Origin of the sequence: Qingshengfaniella alkalisoli, from assembly GCF_007855645.1 — a bacterium.
In the GTDB taxonomy this organism is placed as follows: Bacteria; Pseudomonadota; Alphaproteobacteria; order Rhodobacterales; family Rhodobacteraceae; genus Qingshengfaniella; species Qingshengfaniella alkalisoli.
In genome coordinates, this window is the sequence record NZ_CP042262.1 from 59928 (window position 1) to 74701 (window position 14774).

The following is a 14774-nucleotide window of genomic DNA, read 5'->3' on the forward strand; positions in this document are numbered from 1 at the left end:
GCGTAAGCCGCCATGTTTATGCGTTGCTATCCCATCGAGGTCAACTGGCGCATGCGATGACCGGGCAGCGCTTGCCTCGGTGCCGGGTGAAAGGTCCAGATGATCGGTTCGAAGAAGGTTGGAATGGTCTGGAAAATCTGTCTAGATAATCCGGCATTGATCACGGGTGCCTTGATATGCCGCACCGCCATCTGCCGATTGTCGTCATTTGCTGCGAGTGTCAGCGCCGAAGACGTAATGGTTGTGTTCGACGGGTCGAACTCGATGTGGGGCAGATCGACGGCACCGCCAAGGTCGAAATCGAGCGCGAAGCGATGGGTAATCTGATCGGAGGGGTTGGCGCGGATACGCAAGTGGGGCTGATGGCCTATGGCCACCGCCGCGAGGGTGATTGCGGAGATATCGAGACGATCCTGTCGGCAGGTCCGCTGGACTCCGAAACCTTCCTCGAACGGGTGAACGGGATCACGCCCACCGGCAAGACGCCCCTGACAGATGCCGTGGAACAGGCGGCCGAAGCGCTTTCCTTCCGCAATAATCCCGCTACCGTTATCCTGATTTCGGATGGGCTGGAAAGCTGTGAACGCGACCCCTGCGCCCTTGCCGAAACGCTTGAGCGCGCCGGAGTGGACTTTACCGCGCATGTCGTCTGCTTTGGTCTGGGCGGTAATGAGAACACGGCATCCCTTGCCTGTATCGCTGACGCGATCGGTGGCCGGTTCCTGGTCGCGGCCAATGCTCAGGAACTGGGGGCAGCCTTCAGCGAGGTCGGGGTGGCAGTCGCGGAACCTGCTCCGCAGCCCGAGGCCGAACCGACCCCCGTTTCGGACGTAGCCCTGAGTGCTGCCGAAAGGGTCATTCAGGGATCGGCATTTACCATAGGTTGGTCACCGCTCGCACGTGAGCCGCGCGACCTGATTACCGTGGTGCCGGTGGGCGCGGATGAACCCGACACCGGAAACTTTATTCGCGCACAGGACGAATCCGAAGGTGAACTGATCGCCCCAGCCGATCCGGGTCTTTATGAGCTGCGCTACGTGCTGGAAGAAGGTCCGCGCGTTCTTGCGACGGCGCAGGTTGAGGTAACAGAGCCCGTGGTGACGATTTCTGCGCCGGACCAGACACGAAGCGGAGAAGAGATCTCCGTCGGCTGGTCGGCGGGAATTCACCCCAGAGACTATATCGTGATGGTTCCCGCCGGTAGCCCCGACGATGAAAACGCGAACTTTCGGCGTGTTGGCGAGGCTGGCGAGATGAGGCTTGCCGCGCCGGAGGATCCTGGCCTCTACGAGCTGCGCTACGTTCTTGCCGAAGGAAGCCGGGTCCTTGCCCGGTCGAGTGTCGAAGTACTTCCGGCAGGTGCCCAGCTTTCGACTGGCGCAACGCTGATCTTGCCTGAATCCGCTGCACCAGGTTCCGAAATCGACGTTGCGTGGGAAGGCGAACCTGCTGAAGGAGATTTGCGCCTTGCCGTAGCACGGGCGGATCAGGCCATCTTCACCTGGATATCGGCGATCTCGATAGATGGCCCGCCTCCGGTCCCGGTTCAAATGCCGCAACAGCCCGGAGAATATGAACTACGGCTGTTGGATATCGGCAATCAGAAGGTCCTGAGTCGCGCACCTGTCCTGGTTGAATAAGATATGTCGCTGGATCTTTCCGTGATGCCGCGCTTCAGACGAATTCGGTCATGGGTGCATGCGATACGGGAGGTTGTCCCGGTGATCTCATGGCCAGCGAATGAGTGGTGTGCAGGCTTGCGATGTGAGCCGTTGAAATTCGTGCCGCTACACGGCGCGGTCCTGGTTCTCTCCGGAATGATCCATGCTTTGCCGGTTCTTGCGCAGGAACTGGATATTCCGAAGGTGGACATCCCTACATTGCCATCTGCTGCCCATAGGGCAGAACAGTTCAAACCACATGGATGGTCTGTCGAGAAACAGTTGCAAGGTGACCTGAACGCCGATGGTATCGCGGATGTGGTGCTGCTTCTGCGCGAGGACGATCCCGCCAAGGTGATCCATCCTGACGGGCTGGGCGAGAACCCGCTGGATACCAATCCACGCATGCTCGGTATCGCGTTAGGCCAGCCCGAGGGCGGTTACGCGCTGGTGGCGGAGAACCACGCGCTCATCCCCCGGCGCGACAATCCGACGATGGACGATCCTCTGAACGGAGCCGCTGTTGGCGGGATTGCCCTGACGGGTGGCAGGTTGCGCGTCACGCTCGGTCGGTTCTTCAGCGCCGGAACCTGGGACATGGGCAGCAGCGTCTTTACGTTTCGCTGGCAGGACAACGGCTTCTGGCTGATCGGTTATGACGAGACGGTCGTTTCGCGAAACACCGGTTCGACACGTTCGATCAGCGTCAACTACCTGACGGGTGATACGAAACACATATACGGCTCCATCGAAGACGATGCCGAACGGATCGAGTGGACCCAGTCGGCACCTGCGCCGCTGCTTTCGTTCGACGACATAGGTAGTGGCTTTGATTTCGATCCGGTGGAAGGTCCATAGAGGAGTTGTCATTTGTGGGCAGCCCCCATTTGCGAGAGTTTCGACGATGACGATCTTGCGGGCTGGCAGTCATTTGTCCGGTCTGTTCGCGCGGCACTTACCTTGCCGGGGCTTTGATGAGATCCGCGAGCGGGATCCCTCTCACATTATCCGGCTACGATGCCCTGACCACTCGCTGCCACCCGATGGAAGTTCACCGCGCGTGGGAAGCAGCCGCCAGCATCCCTTCAGACCTGCTTCAATGGCGCTGAGCGAACCACCCTTCGGTTAAGGTGACAACTCCCCTGCAAGAAGATGGGTCCCTGTCCGGTGGAGGTGAACATACCGGAGGATTCCGAGCTGCCGCTACAAGCCCGCCCAGGGCGTCGAATTGCGAGAGACATTGTTCGGCTACTCTCCCGAGTTACCTGGGCGGACCAATTCCAGCTCGGTTCCGGATCGAGCTATGCTAAAGCTTTGTAATACGCCAACGGGCTCCTCAACCGGGACGGTATTGCCGTCCGCATACCCTGCCAGTTATTAGCCCCCAGTTATTAGCCCAGGACAATCCGGGGTGCTCCTGCACAGATAGCGTGACTGACTGGCGTCGAGATGCGTGCGCGGTCCGGAGGTCAAAAAAGCCTTTCGGATTTTCATCGGTCGTGGATAATTTTCGTGTCGGTTACAATTCTAACGGGAAAAACCGACATGACGACGACAACTGGTCCGATCAGCCGGGACGGGCTTGATGAGATGCGGGCGATGCTGCAGGCGCTCGAGCCGAAGCCCAAGACCAGCTTTACCAATCGCGAAGCGGTTAAGGAGATGGCGCAGGACATCCTGCGCGCCCGCGACGAACTGGGCTATTCGATCGAAGATATCGCCATGATGCTTGGCAAGCATCATGTTGCGATCAAGCCTGCGACGTTGCGCGGGTACCTGCGCGACCTGGAGGCAGCAAAAGGCAAGGTATCCAGGGCGGGCAAGCGCGCGCCCCGGAGTGCGAGGCCGGCGGCGCGTGCGAGCGACTATGGAGTCGCAGGACATCAGTCGATTGCGACGGCGGAAACGTCCTCCGTCGTGCAGACCAGGGCGGCGCAGGAACACCCCGGTGGCTAAGGCGGGGGATGGCCGCGCGCGTTCCGAGCTGCGGCGCAAAAGCGCTGTCATCCAGGTGCGCGTTGCACCCGGGCAGCGCCGCTTGATCGAGGCCAGAGCCCGGCGCGAAGGATATGGCTCTGCGGCAGAGTATCTGCGCGAGCGTGGACTCGGTGACAATTCATCGGGTCAGCAACTGACGGCAAAGTTTGTGGGTTATCTCGGGTATGTCGGAGGATGGCTCACAGCAGCTTCCCATTGCCTCGATCAGGCCGGTCTTGTCAAAGAAGCAGAACAGGTGCGTCGCTACAGCAAGCGCAGCGCCGGGATGCAGCGCGAGTTGATCAAGGATGCAGGCAGTGCTGGCAAAAGTGATCCATAGCCGTCGCAGGCACAAACCATCGGCAGTTTCGTTCAAGGCTCTTATCGACTATTGCTGCGGCAAGGCCTGCATAGTGGTCACGGGCAACCTCGCGGGCGATTGGCGGGATGCCGCGCTTCAGATGAGAGTCTGCGCCGGACGGAACGCACGGCTGCGCGATCCAGCCTATCATCTCGTATTATCGTGGGGTGATGGCGAACAGCCGCGGGATGCCGAGATCATTGCTGCCGCACGACTGGTGATACGCGAACTGGATGGAGCGGCGTATCAGTATGTCATTGCCGTCCACCGGGATCGCCGCAATGTCCATTGTCACATTGTGCTCAACCGTGTGCATCCGCTGACGGGCCGGGCGTTGTCATTGAGTCACGACTATGCGCGGCTCGAACTGGGATGCCGGAGGGTCGAACACGCCTTTGGCTGGCCGCCCGATCGCGGCCGGTTCAAGCGCGCATATATCCATGGGGAGATCGAGCTGGCACCACAGACTGCAAAGCATTGGGATGCCCGTCGAGACGCGCGTGCGGCGGGGTTGCGACCAGATCCGCGGGCGCAGCGCGGTCGCGATCTGCGCGGCGGGCGTTTTCCCCTGCGGGACCGGTTGACCGCGACGGGGTTGAGCAGGCTCAGGCGTGCGATCGACACTGCAACAAGCTGGTCCGCACTGCACGTCAGACTGCATGCATGCGGCATGCGGTATTTGCGACATGGACCGGGCGCTCGGATCGAAGACCAAGACAGCGGCGGCTGGATGCCCGCCGGTCAACTCGGCACCGGTTATGCCCTGCCCACACTTCTCAGCCGGTTGGGCGACTATGTTCCGGCTTCCGATCACCTTGCAGAGAGCAGACAATCGCGGTCCGACAGGAGGCGGGCGTATCACGATGCGCGACGGGCTCGACGGAATGCCATCCATGATCTGCAAACGAAGCATAGCCACGAGCGAAGGCGGCTGGCCACCACCGTCGCGGGAATGCACAGGATTGTTGCGATGAGTTTCCGTCATGCGCTCCGACAGCAGCAGATCGAGGATTTGCGCCACCTGCGCGCCACTCAACCGGTCCCTGTTCTGTCTGAATTCGGCCTTGGCGGTGCCAGGGAGCCCTCCGATCCATGTCGTCAGTCCCGCCTGCGCTATCGCCACGTCCTGCGGCGGCTGGCATTGCAAGATGCGACATCGGAAAGTGAGATCGACCATACATATCTGCGCCAGCTTTGGCATGGCCCGACCCTTGATGGGGTGAGCAACTTGCGGGTGCCGGATAAAGAAAGACTCGCGGCCGGTCTGCGAGATTTGGGCAACAAGACCATCCTGCTACCGCGCAGAGGGGGCCGTTCTGGCGCGTTGGGATATGCGCTGATCACGGAACAGCCAGATGGCGCTTTGCGCGTAATGGATCCGCAGAGTGATCTGGCGCTTTGTACGCTGGGACCTCGCGACGCCCGGGAGTGCATCATTGTCGCTGATACAAGATTGGGAATTCAGTGTTCTTTGGAGTGTCCGGATTGCCTGGTGATCGTTGCCTCGAGTGATCCTCCCTGTCGTCAGGCTGAGCAGGCATGCGATCTGGTGGGAGATCGATCTGTCACGATTATCAGCGGGCATGACGATGATGCCAACGACCTGTTCGAGCGCCTGTCACCCATGCTCCGGGATTGTCGACATCGGTCGCACGCATACGCGTATGGAGATCGGAGCAAGCGGTCCGCAGAAAGACGGGTGACGGATGAAACAGCGATGTCGTTCCCATAGGCATCGAGGTCGGCACAGTGCGAAGCAGGCTGTCCACGTTGTCCGTTTCTGCACAATCCTGAAAAACCTGTCGATTACCCATGGGTTGTCCACATAATTCGACATCGGGGATGCAGCCGGTTTGCGACACATTGGCTATTCTTGGAGCGCCGGAAGAACTCCGGGCCTCACTATAACTAAGCACCCACCCTCGCAGTCACGCGCGATTGCGATCAAAGTAAAAATGTGTCCCATGACCAAACCTTCTGACTCCACCTCCCATCAGTCCGCATCCTCCGCAGGCTTGACGCATTGTTGCCATCAGGTCCCGGAATTGCTGCCGGACGATGGTGATCCGGCCGCAAGCCGTGTGTCTGTCGGGCGGAGCGAAGATTGCGAGGACGACACCAGATTGCGGCTGACCACCGATACCCGCCGCGATGATCCCTGTCAGCAAAACAGGCTCGCGGAGTTCTTTGCGGAGCTCGAACGTGGATTGCCGGATGACTATGTCCTGGACGAGGCGTCACGCGGCATCTATTTCGGCAACGCCGAGGAACCGACGTGCAGCCCGGTCAGGCTGGTCAGCCGTGCCCGCAGCGCCGACCGGACGGGCTGGATGCTGGAGGTCGAGTTTCTGACACCCGACGACGGTCTCGCCCGCGCGACGATCTCGTATTCCGAGCTCTCGGGGCAGGCCGGAGGCAGTGTCAGTCAATTGATCGATCGCGGATTCGTTGCGTATGGTGGCATGAAAAAAGTCATGACGTTGCTGAGGGCGTGGCCCGAAGCCGGTCGTGCCTGGCGCGCCGATCATCCGGGTTGGTTTACCGATCCTGACGGCGTCATGGCCTTTGTGACGGCGGATGGGGCCATCTATCGGCATCAAAGTCGTCAGCCCGCGATCGTGCTAAGCGATCCGCAGCCCGTCGGCTTCGGCATCTCTGGCAGTCTGGCCGGGTGGCAGGCAGAGGTTGCCGCACGGGCGGTCGGAAACCCCCTGCTGGTGTTCGCAATCGCTACAGCGTTGGCAGGGCCACTTTTGCACCTGTCAGCCATCAACTCCGCAGGGTTCAATTTTTACGGGCTCTCCGGCATCGGCAAATCGCTTTTGTTACGACTGGCAATCAGCTGCGGGACCAACCCCGCGCGGTTGGAAAGCTGGACCTCCGCACAGAGCGGGTTGCATCGCTTCAGCCGGGCGGCACAGGACGGGTTATTGGCGCTGGACGCCTTTCCGCGTGATCCGGAGGCCCGGCATCTCCGTGCGCTTCTTGCGATCGGTGAGGATCTCGGGGCAGGGCGTGTTCTTTCGTCGCGTGATCCGGATGGCGGGTTTCGTTGGCGCCGGATGATGCTGTCGACCTCGGAGCTTCCCTTGGCATACTGCCTGCGGCGAAAGAACAAGGATGTTCCCCATGCTCTGGCCGCGCGGATCATCGAGATTCCGGCAGACCCTGGTCCTTACGGACTTCTTCACGATCTTCACGGGTACGAAAGTGGTACCCGGTTTGCCCGCGATCTTGATGCCGCGATGGAACGGCATCACGGGACGTTGCTGCGCGCATTTCTCGACAGGCTGACCCGGGGTCTGCCCGCGATCCGCAGCGCGCTTTCGAGTGATCTGCACCGCATTGCACGCGACATTCAGGCCCAGCCCGAGCAAGCAGGAAGCGAGCAAACAGGTTTGCCGACAGCGGTGGCCGAACGTTGCGCACTCGTTGCTTACGCCGGAGAGCTGGCCATAAGTTTCGGGCTTCTGCCGTGGTCGAAGGGTACCGCGGATGAAGCCGTTCGGGCTGTAGCCTCTCTTGGCTGGCAGGCGGCGTGTTCATCATCGATCAATGCAAACACGCCTCTCGACATTTTACGCGACTATCTCGATCAGAACGCAACCCGGATTGTCGACTTGCCGCCTGAACAGCTGATCGAGACCCCTCAAAGCACCATTGGTTGGCAGGATGAGGAGCATGTTTACTTGTTAGGCGATCCACTCCGGCGCGACGTTGCGGAGCTTGATCATCTGTTGGACCAGCTTCAGGCAACCGAAATACTGAAGCCCGGAGGGGAAGCACGATCCTTGCAGTACAAGCTGCCCGCATCAAAAATTCGGAGCCGCCCGAGGAGCTACCGGCTGGACCGGTCGAAACTTATGGATACGGAACGCTCCGGATAGTCATGACCCGGTGGTCCAACAGTCCAACGGTCCAACAAACAGGCGGACAGAGAGGTGCGTCATGGTAGCGTATCACAGTGGGTACCGGATCTGTCGAAGCATGGCATCGACTTCGACGGGGTGCTGGGCAGGCGGCAGGGGCGGGACTGCCCGATGCCACCGCTGATCGGTAAGGCTTGGGCGGCGGCAGACGAGGGGAGCATGCGATGCCCCCGCCGCGATGCGTTGAATTTGAAAGGCATCCCGGTATCCGGCAGTCAGATCGAAGGACCAGATCCGAAACGGAAACGATCCATGCAACACTCTCAGTTTCAATGAGATAGACCGGCTTGCTGCCTCTTCCGCGACCCTGGAGCCCGTGACCTTCAGACCCCGTCGATGAGGATGTCCAAGGCGCGCTTCAGGACATCACGAAGTTGTTCCAGGGTTCCGACCGGCTCTCGCAGTTCCGCCCCCGGGACCGCGGCCAGTTCCTGCACACGAACAATCCAGGTCATCCCTTCGATTTCGACCGACGGCGTCAGCCCCGCAAAGGCCGTGTATCTGCCCGCGTCGCGCAATGGGGCCACAATACGGGACGCGTTGATTCCGATCAGATCGGTTTGCAGATCCACAACAAGCTGCCCGTCGTGCAGGCGATAGAGATCGAATTGCGCCATCGGTGCCCCGCCTCAGAAACTTCTGTACCGCGCGAGGGGCAAGCCCTCTTTGGCCACCTCGTCGGCATAGGCGCTGATCGCGGTTCTGTTTTCCTCGCGCCATTGCCGGTTCCGTTCCAGCTTGGCAGCCTCGGCAATCGCTGCCTCTGCCAAGCGCGACATGTTCAGACCCAACGTCCGAGCCGTTTCCGCCACATCGGCATCGAGCGTCAGATTGACCTTTACACGGCCCATAATGCACTCCTGAATGATACGTATAATACAAGAGTATAGTCTCGACGTCACATTCAATCAAGTTGATCTGAACAAGATCTTGCTTCTAAGTCGTTTGCGAAGGCACGGGACTTTGGCTGGAAGAGGTGGTCCTGGATGTCCGACCAGTTTGACGCCGTGCTAAGCTATAGCATGGGTTTTCTGACAGGCGGCGACTTTCAGGTTCTGGGTCCGGAAATCAACATCCGGAAATCATAGGCTGCGGCCGGGGGTCAGTGGGCCCCGAGATGAGTGCAGGCGTTTTTCGGTATAGTAAGCAATCCAGCTGCCAATCCCGTCACGGACCTCGGAACCGATCTCGAAGGCATTCCGGTCAACGCCTTCTCACGCCGCCTGTTGCCAATATCGGCTTGTTTGCTGCTGCATGTGGGTCATGCAGCCTCGACCGATATCGGGTCTCGACAATCTTTCTGTTGTGTCAACATCGCCCAAATCGCGCGTGCCATATTGTTGGCCAAAGTGATTGCCACGAGCCTCTTCGGCTTTCGCGCCGACAAACGTGCTAGCCATGAACCCTCCGGGATCGACTGACGCTCCATCCAGTTCAATCATGGCATTGCTCCAATGACCAGTAATCGACGGATATTCACCTGACCTGCCTTCGAAACGCGTCCGAGCCGTTCCTTGCTGCCTGAAGAGTGTTGTCGCGGCACCAAACCCAGCCAAGCCAAGCTGCAAAGTCCCTATATCCGCTTTCCCACCGCGTTCACGAGGTAGTGCGCAAAGTACCAACCAGCCTTGATCGCCCCTAGCTGTTCACAGTCACGGTACACGCGCCAGGTTGCCCTCATCGCAACCCGCTTGTTCGACGAAAGTGAGTTTGACCGCACCCGGTAGCGCGCGAGGCTTTCCTGAATTCCAATCGCTGGTCCATGTTGGCGCAGCAACTTCAACCACAGCGCATAGTCCTGTCTGCGCTTCATGTCCGGCATCAGCACTTTACCATAGACCCGCGTGTCATAGGCGGCGGTCAGACACCCGATCGGGTTGCCCTTCAGTGCCTCGGCATAGGCAACCTGCATGGACACCCGAACCGATCCCAATAGGCGACCATCTTCATCTATTCGATCATAGGCGGAGAAAACGAACCCTGCTCCATCATCTAATGCAGCTTTTTGAACCGCGAGCTTGTGTGGCTTCCAAAGATCATCTGCATCCAGAAAGGCTATGTAATGGCCTGTCGCTGCTTCGATGGCAGCGTTACGTGCAACAGCAGCCCCTGACTGCCCGGGCAAGGAAATCACATTGATACGTGCATCATGCGCCGCTGCATCTTCGATCACCGCCCTGGATCCGTCAGTGGACCCGTCATCCACCAACCACAGCTCCCAGCTTGTCAGGGTTTGCTCCTGTATGGATTGGATCGTTTCACTGACCGTTTTGGCCGCGTTGTAAACTGGGGTGACGATGGAAAACACGGGAGGCATCAGGGGTTCCAACACAAGCAAGGTTGATCGGACGCTACAGGTCTACCTTGGCAAACACCACCAATGGGTTTCCCCAGCTACATCAGTGTTTCGCGCGCGAAACAGACTCAGTTCCTATAGCCCGGCTTTTGGTGCCACGCCCACGCAGTGGAAATCATCTGCTCCAGCGTTGAATGATCCGGGCTCCAGCCCAGAACATCTGCGGCCTTGCGTGAACCCGACACCAGCGCCGCACAGTCGCCGGCGCGGCGCGGGCCATCTTCGGCCGGAACTGGTTCATCCGTGACGCGGGCAACCGCCTCGACCACCTCACGAACGGAGAAGCCGCGGCCAGTGCCCAGATTAAAGACCTCTGACGCACCACCCTTCAGCAGGTATTCCAGCCCCAGCACATGCGCGGCGATCAGGTCGGTGACATGCACATAATCGCGCACGCAGGTCCCGTCCGGCGTCGGGTAGTCCTGCCCGAAGATGGTCAGCTTGTCGCGCCGCCCGCGCACCGCGTCCAGCGCCAGCGGGATCAGGTGGGTTTCGGGGCGATGGAATTCGCCCACCTGCCCGTCCGGATCCGCGCCCGCCACGTTGAAATAGCGGAAGAACACATGGTTCAGCACAGCCCCCGGCGCCGCGGCGAAGTTGCGGATCAGATCTTCAACCGCACGCTTGGACGCCCCATAGGCATTGATCGGCTGTTGAGGACAGGTTTCATCAAGCATCACACCGTCCTGCTCACCATAAGTCGCACAGGTGGAAGAAAAGGCGATATGCTCCACGCTTGCCCGCTGCATCGCCTCGATCAACCGCAATGACCCGATCACGTTGTTGTCCCAGTACAGCCCCGGATCGCGGGCGGACTGGCCGACATCCGACAGCGCTGCGAAATGCATCACCGCCACTGGTTTGTGCTTGGCAAAGACCTCGTCCAGCCGCGCGGGGTCCCGCAGATCACCTTCTTCCAAAGGGCCGAACTGCACCGCGTCGCGCCAGCCGGTGACAAAGCTGTCGAAGGTCACAGGGGTATACCCCGCTTCCGCCAACGCCTTGCATGCATGCGAACCGATATAGCCCGCGCCGCCCGTAACCAGAACCGTGGAAGTCATGCTGCCTGCCCTTGTGATGTGGATCTTTCCCTCTGACTATCGGGCCTTGCCCAAAAGGAAAACTGTTTCGCGCGCGAAACATCCTGATCGGCGGTTACCCGATAGGTGTGACGTCTCGTGCAAGCCAATCCGCGAAATCGTTCTCCAGAACTTTACCGGCTGCAAGGTCTTCCATCATGCGCACACCTTCGATCGCATCGGTCCGAAACACCAAACCGTTCACGCGCAAAAAGGTCACTGCAGTCACGCAAGCTGTCCGTTTGTTGCCATCAACAAATGCACGCGCTTTGGCGATGCCGAACGCGTAGGCGGCGGCCAACTCCACAAGGGAGGCGCTTGCATAAGCGTGGCGGTTAACCGCAGGCCGGCAGGCTGCTTCCAACAACGCGAGATCGCGAAAACCCGCTGCTCCACCGTGGCGCGCTATTTGTCGGTCGTGGAAAACAACTACGGCACGCAATGGGATCCGAACGGGATCGCTCATGCCAGGGCAGCAAGAAGATCGCGGTTTTCGTCCATCACGATCTCGGGCTGTTTTTGCGCGCGGAACGCTTGAGCCGAGCAGTATCACCCCTTCGATTCACGCAAGGGTTGAGCGAGCCCATTGAGTCTGCAAAACTCACCTTGATAATCGCCGATTTTTACAAAAATTATTTAAGGTGGCACATGTCCAGCGCATTCAGAAAGAGATGGAATATCGCTAAAGGCGCCATGGAAACCGCATGGGGCAAGGATTTCGTCAAGAAAGAGTTCAAGGATGATCTGGGTCCAACCTTCGACAAGCTCTCGAAAGACATGGACGCGTTGAACAAGAAGCTGATCGGTGTCGAGAAGGAACTGGCAAAGATCAGCAGCCAGAAAGCCAAGCTCATCAAAGATTACGAACAGGCAACCTCGACGCTCACCAAGTACGGGATGAAGATCAAAATCAAATCCAGCAAGGAAAAGACCGACCACGGCAAACAATGGGATGGGATCGAAAAGATCCTGACCTCGGAGTTCTCGAAAGATTGGGGTAACGGCTATTACTCGACCCATCGACGGGTCGCCAAGCAGGTCAACGAGCTGGAGCCCGACTATCCCGGCCAGCCATCATAAGATATCCTGACCGCGCTGTTTCGCGCGCGAAACACTGCGCACCAGGGCAAACCCCAACATGACACCCGTGACGTTCAGGATCAGGTCGTCGATCTCGAAGTGGCGGTAGGAGCAGGGATAGAGACCGTAAAGCGCCGTGATCTGTGACAACTCGATAAACCCGGTCAGGCAGATGGCACACACGGCCGCACGGTTCCAGCTGCGCGTGACGCGCGCCAATGCCATACCGGGCAGCGCGAACAGCGCGACATTCATCACTGGCGACACGATGCTGAGGCTATAGAGCCAATCACCCAAAGGGCGGCCTTCATTCCAGAAGCGGGTGTAGGCATGGGTGAACCGGAAGGGCTCGACATACTTGCGGGCGCCGCCTTGGCTGCAATCGAGCGTAGCCGGATCGGGAAAGGGGTGCAGGCCCAGAAAGACGACGAACAGCGCCGTCAGGGCAAATGTCGCAGCAGCCCGCGACAGGCGGTGGCCGGCCAACCTGACGCCCAGCCCCAGGACCAATGTGCCGGCCAATGCGTAAAGAAGCGCGCCGCCCGCATAGATGACCATCTCGACCGGTGTCATGCCTTGAGGCGTCTCAGCAGATCCTGCGCCTGTGCCAGCAACGCGTCATCGACATTCTGGCCCGTCAGCGTGAGCGTAATGGTCCGACCTTTCCGCACGGCATTCAGCGACAGGTCTTTGCCCAGCTTTTCGGCCGGCTGTTTCGCGCGCGAAACACTGGGCTTCTGCCTGGGGGGGTCGGCCAGCTTGGCCAGCAGGGCGATCTCGTCCTCGGCGGTTTGCGGGTCTGCCTCTTTCAGCGCCTCGGCAATGCGATGTCGGTCACCAAAGCGCAGCCGCGACACCAGCGCCAGCCCCAACCGTTCGGGAATATCGGCGGGAAAGCGCACGACATGGCCCAGCTCTTCATGAAGCTGCATGAAGGATCCGATCTTGGACCGCTTCGCGCGGCTGGCCGTTCCGAACAGCCCCCGCAGTGCTGCGCCCTGATCTTCGAACACACCGCGCCTGGCGGCCTCATAGGCGACGCGCGCACGCTCGTAATAGCTTAGCCCGACGCGGATCTCGTTTTCCTCGACCATCGCGACATAGCTGTCGGCGGCTTCCTCAGCTGGGCGGATCAGGGCACGCAACGTGGCGAAGCGGTCCTCTCCGGTTTCCGCGTGAAGCGCTGTCAGGGCACGCAAGCGCCGCCAGCCGGAGATCAGACCAAAGGGAGCGTCACTGTCGGGCAGGGGGGTGATCTCTGCCGGTGTGCGCTGACCGTGTTTGCGGATGGAGGCCTTGAGCGTATCGAACTCGTCCTGATCCAGCGTGACGCGATCACGCAGCAGGTGATCAGCGGCGATCTTGCCCAGCGGCACCTCGACGATCATCCGGCCTTCCTGACGGGCGGCTTCGATTCCATCCGCCATTTCACGCAGTGCCGATACGCCTGCCGCTTCGCTGGCGACCTGCGCAATGGGTGGCACCGACAGGTTCAGCCGTCGTCCGCCATTATCCGGCGTTTGCGAGGGCGAAAGGTAACCCGGCTGCGCGGGGGTCAGGCGGCGTCTGGCCATCAGGCGGCTCCTTCATTGGCAAAGGGGCTGTATGGGGTGCGCCCGGTCAATAAATCCTTGGCCCACCGTGCGGTGTTTCGCACGCGAAACAGATCAAGGTTCATTGCGCGGCCTCCGCTTGTGCGGCCAGTTCATCCCGCCGCCATGCCCCGATCAATAATCTCTTACCAACATCCCGACAGGCGATACAGTCACAACCTCAGGCTTCAGCCTGCTGGAAAGCTGGGAAATCTTACGTCGGACCCGAACAGACCCGTATGGTGAACGTGTCGGTCACACTGTCGGACTGGCTCTATCGCGCGGTGCTAACGCTGAGCCGCGACTATTTTACGCTCGAAAGCCGTTGGAGCGGCGTCTATACGAATGATCGCGCAAGAATTGTGGACGCCAGCGGCGCTGGCAAATCTCGATGGAAATCTTGCCCCAAAACCGAGTTCATCGTCCCTGCGACGTGTCTTTCGAAAGATAATCCGGGATATTGCTGCATTGGATCACTTGTCAGACTACCAGTTGGATGTGATAGAGAACGACATGGCCGTCATCATACCCCGTGCGGTGGACGTAGTCGATGATGACCCATCTTACCCCTTGGCCGCGGTATCTGGGCTGGATGCTAATGCGCTGGAAGCGGATTGGTGGCGTTACTGGGCAGCGTTGGGACGTCCGAGATTGTGTAGTCCGGCGAGGGCTTTTATGGCGTATTGCAAGAAGCGTAGCGGAGATGACTAACACATTTCGTACAGGAAGCATGTTTGGA

General features: G+C 59.7%; 16 protein-coding genes and 1 pseudogene. 8 read left to right on the forward strand and 9 right to left on the reverse strand.

Going from position 1 to position 14774, the window contains the following annotated elements:
- Window positions 1-26: 26 nt before the first annotated feature.
- Window positions 27-353, reverse strand: a complete 327-nt coding sequence (locus FPZ52_RS18945) for a hypothetical protein (protein ID WP_168201334.1) — start codon at window positions 351-353, stop codon at window positions 27-29.
- Between FPZ52_RS18945 and FPZ52_RS11715 the strand changes: the two genes are divergently transcribed.
- The 6 genes from FPZ52_RS11715 (at window position 315) to FPZ52_RS11740 (ending at window position 7886) form a co-directional block, all read left to right on the forward strand.
- On the forward strand, window positions 315-1640 hold the full coding sequence (locus FPZ52_RS11715) for a vWA domain-containing protein (protein ID WP_168201335.1): 1326 nt from the start codon (window positions 315-317) through the stop codon (window positions 1638-1640). The two genes, FPZ52_RS18945 and FPZ52_RS11715, sit on opposite strands and share 39 nt — an antisense overlap.
- A 132-nt stretch (window positions 1641-1772) precedes the next feature.
- Entirely contained in the window at window positions 1773-2519 is a 747-nt protein-coding gene (locus FPZ52_RS11720) for a hypothetical protein (RefSeq protein ID WP_146365807.1), read from the forward strand.
- 687 nt (window positions 2520-3206) lie between these two features.
- On the forward strand, window positions 3207-3617 hold the full coding sequence (locus FPZ52_RS11725) for a hypothetical protein (protein WP_146365808.1): 411 nt from the start codon (window positions 3207-3209) through the stop codon (window positions 3615-3617).
- Entirely contained in the window at window positions 3610-3978 is a 369-nt protein-coding gene (locus tag FPZ52_RS11730; protein ID WP_146365809.1) for a plasmid mobilization protein, read from the forward strand. The genes FPZ52_RS11725 and FPZ52_RS11730 overlap by 8 nt, the downstream gene beginning before the upstream one ends.
- Entirely contained in the window at window positions 3956-5731 is a 1776-nt protein-coding gene (locus tag FPZ52_RS11735; protein WP_168201336.1) for a relaxase/mobilization nuclease domain-containing protein, read from the forward strand. Before FPZ52_RS11730 ends, FPZ52_RS11735 begins: the two co-directional genes overlap by 23 nt.
- Window positions 5732-5963: 232 nt before the next feature.
- The gene (locus FPZ52_RS11740) at window positions 5964-7886 is read left to right on the forward strand and encodes a DUF927 domain-containing protein (RefSeq protein ID WP_168201337.1); all 1923 of its coding nucleotides are present in this window, start codon (window positions 5964-5966) and stop codon (window positions 7884-7886) included.
- A 365-nt stretch (window positions 7887-8251) separates the two neighbouring features.
- Here FPZ52_RS11740 and FPZ52_RS11745 read toward each other — a convergent pair whose 3' ends face one another.
- The 6 genes and pseudogenes from FPZ52_RS11745 to FPZ52_RS11770 all read right to left on the reverse strand — a co-directional run bounded on the left by FPZ52_RS11745 (window position 8252) and on the right by FPZ52_RS11770 (window position 11829).
- Window positions 8252-8545 (reverse strand): CcdB family protein, encoded by a 294-nt coding sequence (locus FPZ52_RS11745; RefSeq protein WP_146365812.1) that lies wholly within the window; start codon window positions 8543-8545, stop codon window positions 8252-8254.
- Between the two features lie 12 nt (window positions 8546-8557).
- A complete protein-coding gene (locus FPZ52_RS11750) occupies window positions 8558-8779 on the reverse strand; it encodes a type II toxin-antitoxin system CcdA family antitoxin (protein ID WP_146365813.1) in 222 nt (73 codons plus the stop codon).
- Between the two features lie 410 nt (window positions 8780-9189).
- Window positions 9190-9486, reverse strand: a pseudogene (locus tag FPZ52_RS19595) (transposase); the annotation flags it as partial.
- Between the two features lie 15 nt (window positions 9487-9501).
- On the reverse strand, window positions 9502-10245 hold the full coding sequence (locus tag FPZ52_RS11760) for a glycosyltransferase family 2 protein (RefSeq protein ID WP_146365814.1): 744 nt from the start codon (window positions 10243-10245) through the stop codon (window positions 9502-9504).
- Between the two features lie 107 nt (window positions 10246-10352).
- Window positions 10353-11345 carry a UDP-glucose 4-epimerase GalE gene (gene galE / locus FPZ52_RS11765; protein ID WP_146365815.1) on the reverse strand — a complete coding sequence of 331 codons (993 nt, stop codon included), beginning with the start codon at window positions 11343-11345 and terminating at the stop codon, window positions 10353-10355.
- A 94-nt stretch (window positions 11346-11439) separates the two neighbouring features.
- Complete coding sequence (locus FPZ52_RS11770) at window positions 11440-11829, reverse strand: type II toxin-antitoxin system death-on-curing family toxin (protein ID WP_146365816.1); 390 nt, start codon at window positions 11827-11829, stop codon at window positions 11440-11442.
- Between FPZ52_RS11770 and FPZ52_RS18950 the strand changes: the two genes are divergently transcribed.
- Window positions 11805-12443 (forward strand): hypothetical protein, encoded by a 639-nt coding sequence (locus tag FPZ52_RS18950; RefSeq protein WP_168201330.1) that lies wholly within the window; start codon window positions 11805-11807, stop codon window positions 12441-12443. The genes FPZ52_RS11770 and FPZ52_RS18950 overlap by 25 nt on opposite strands.
- Here FPZ52_RS18950 and FPZ52_RS11780 read toward each other — a convergent pair.
- Window positions 12438-13016: a VanZ family protein gene (locus FPZ52_RS11780; protein ID WP_146365818.1), complete on the reverse strand. Its 579-nt coding sequence runs from the start codon at window positions 13014-13016 to the stop codon at window positions 12438-12440. The genes FPZ52_RS18950 and FPZ52_RS11780 overlap by 6 nt on opposite strands.
- Window positions 13013-14017, reverse strand: a complete 1005-nt coding sequence (locus FPZ52_RS11785; RefSeq protein ID WP_146365819.1) for a ParB/RepB/Spo0J family partition protein — start codon at window positions 14015-14017, stop codon at window positions 13013-13015. Before FPZ52_RS11785 ends, FPZ52_RS11780 begins: the two co-directional genes overlap by 4 nt.
- A 486-nt stretch (window positions 14018-14503) precedes the next feature.
- Between FPZ52_RS11785 and FPZ52_RS19065 the strand changes: the two genes are divergently transcribed.
- Window positions 14504-14746 (forward strand): hypothetical protein, encoded by a 243-nt coding sequence (locus FPZ52_RS19065; protein ID WP_205758638.1) that lies wholly within the window; start codon window positions 14504-14506, stop codon window positions 14744-14746.
- The last annotated feature ends 28 nt before the right edge of the window (window positions 14747-14774 follow it).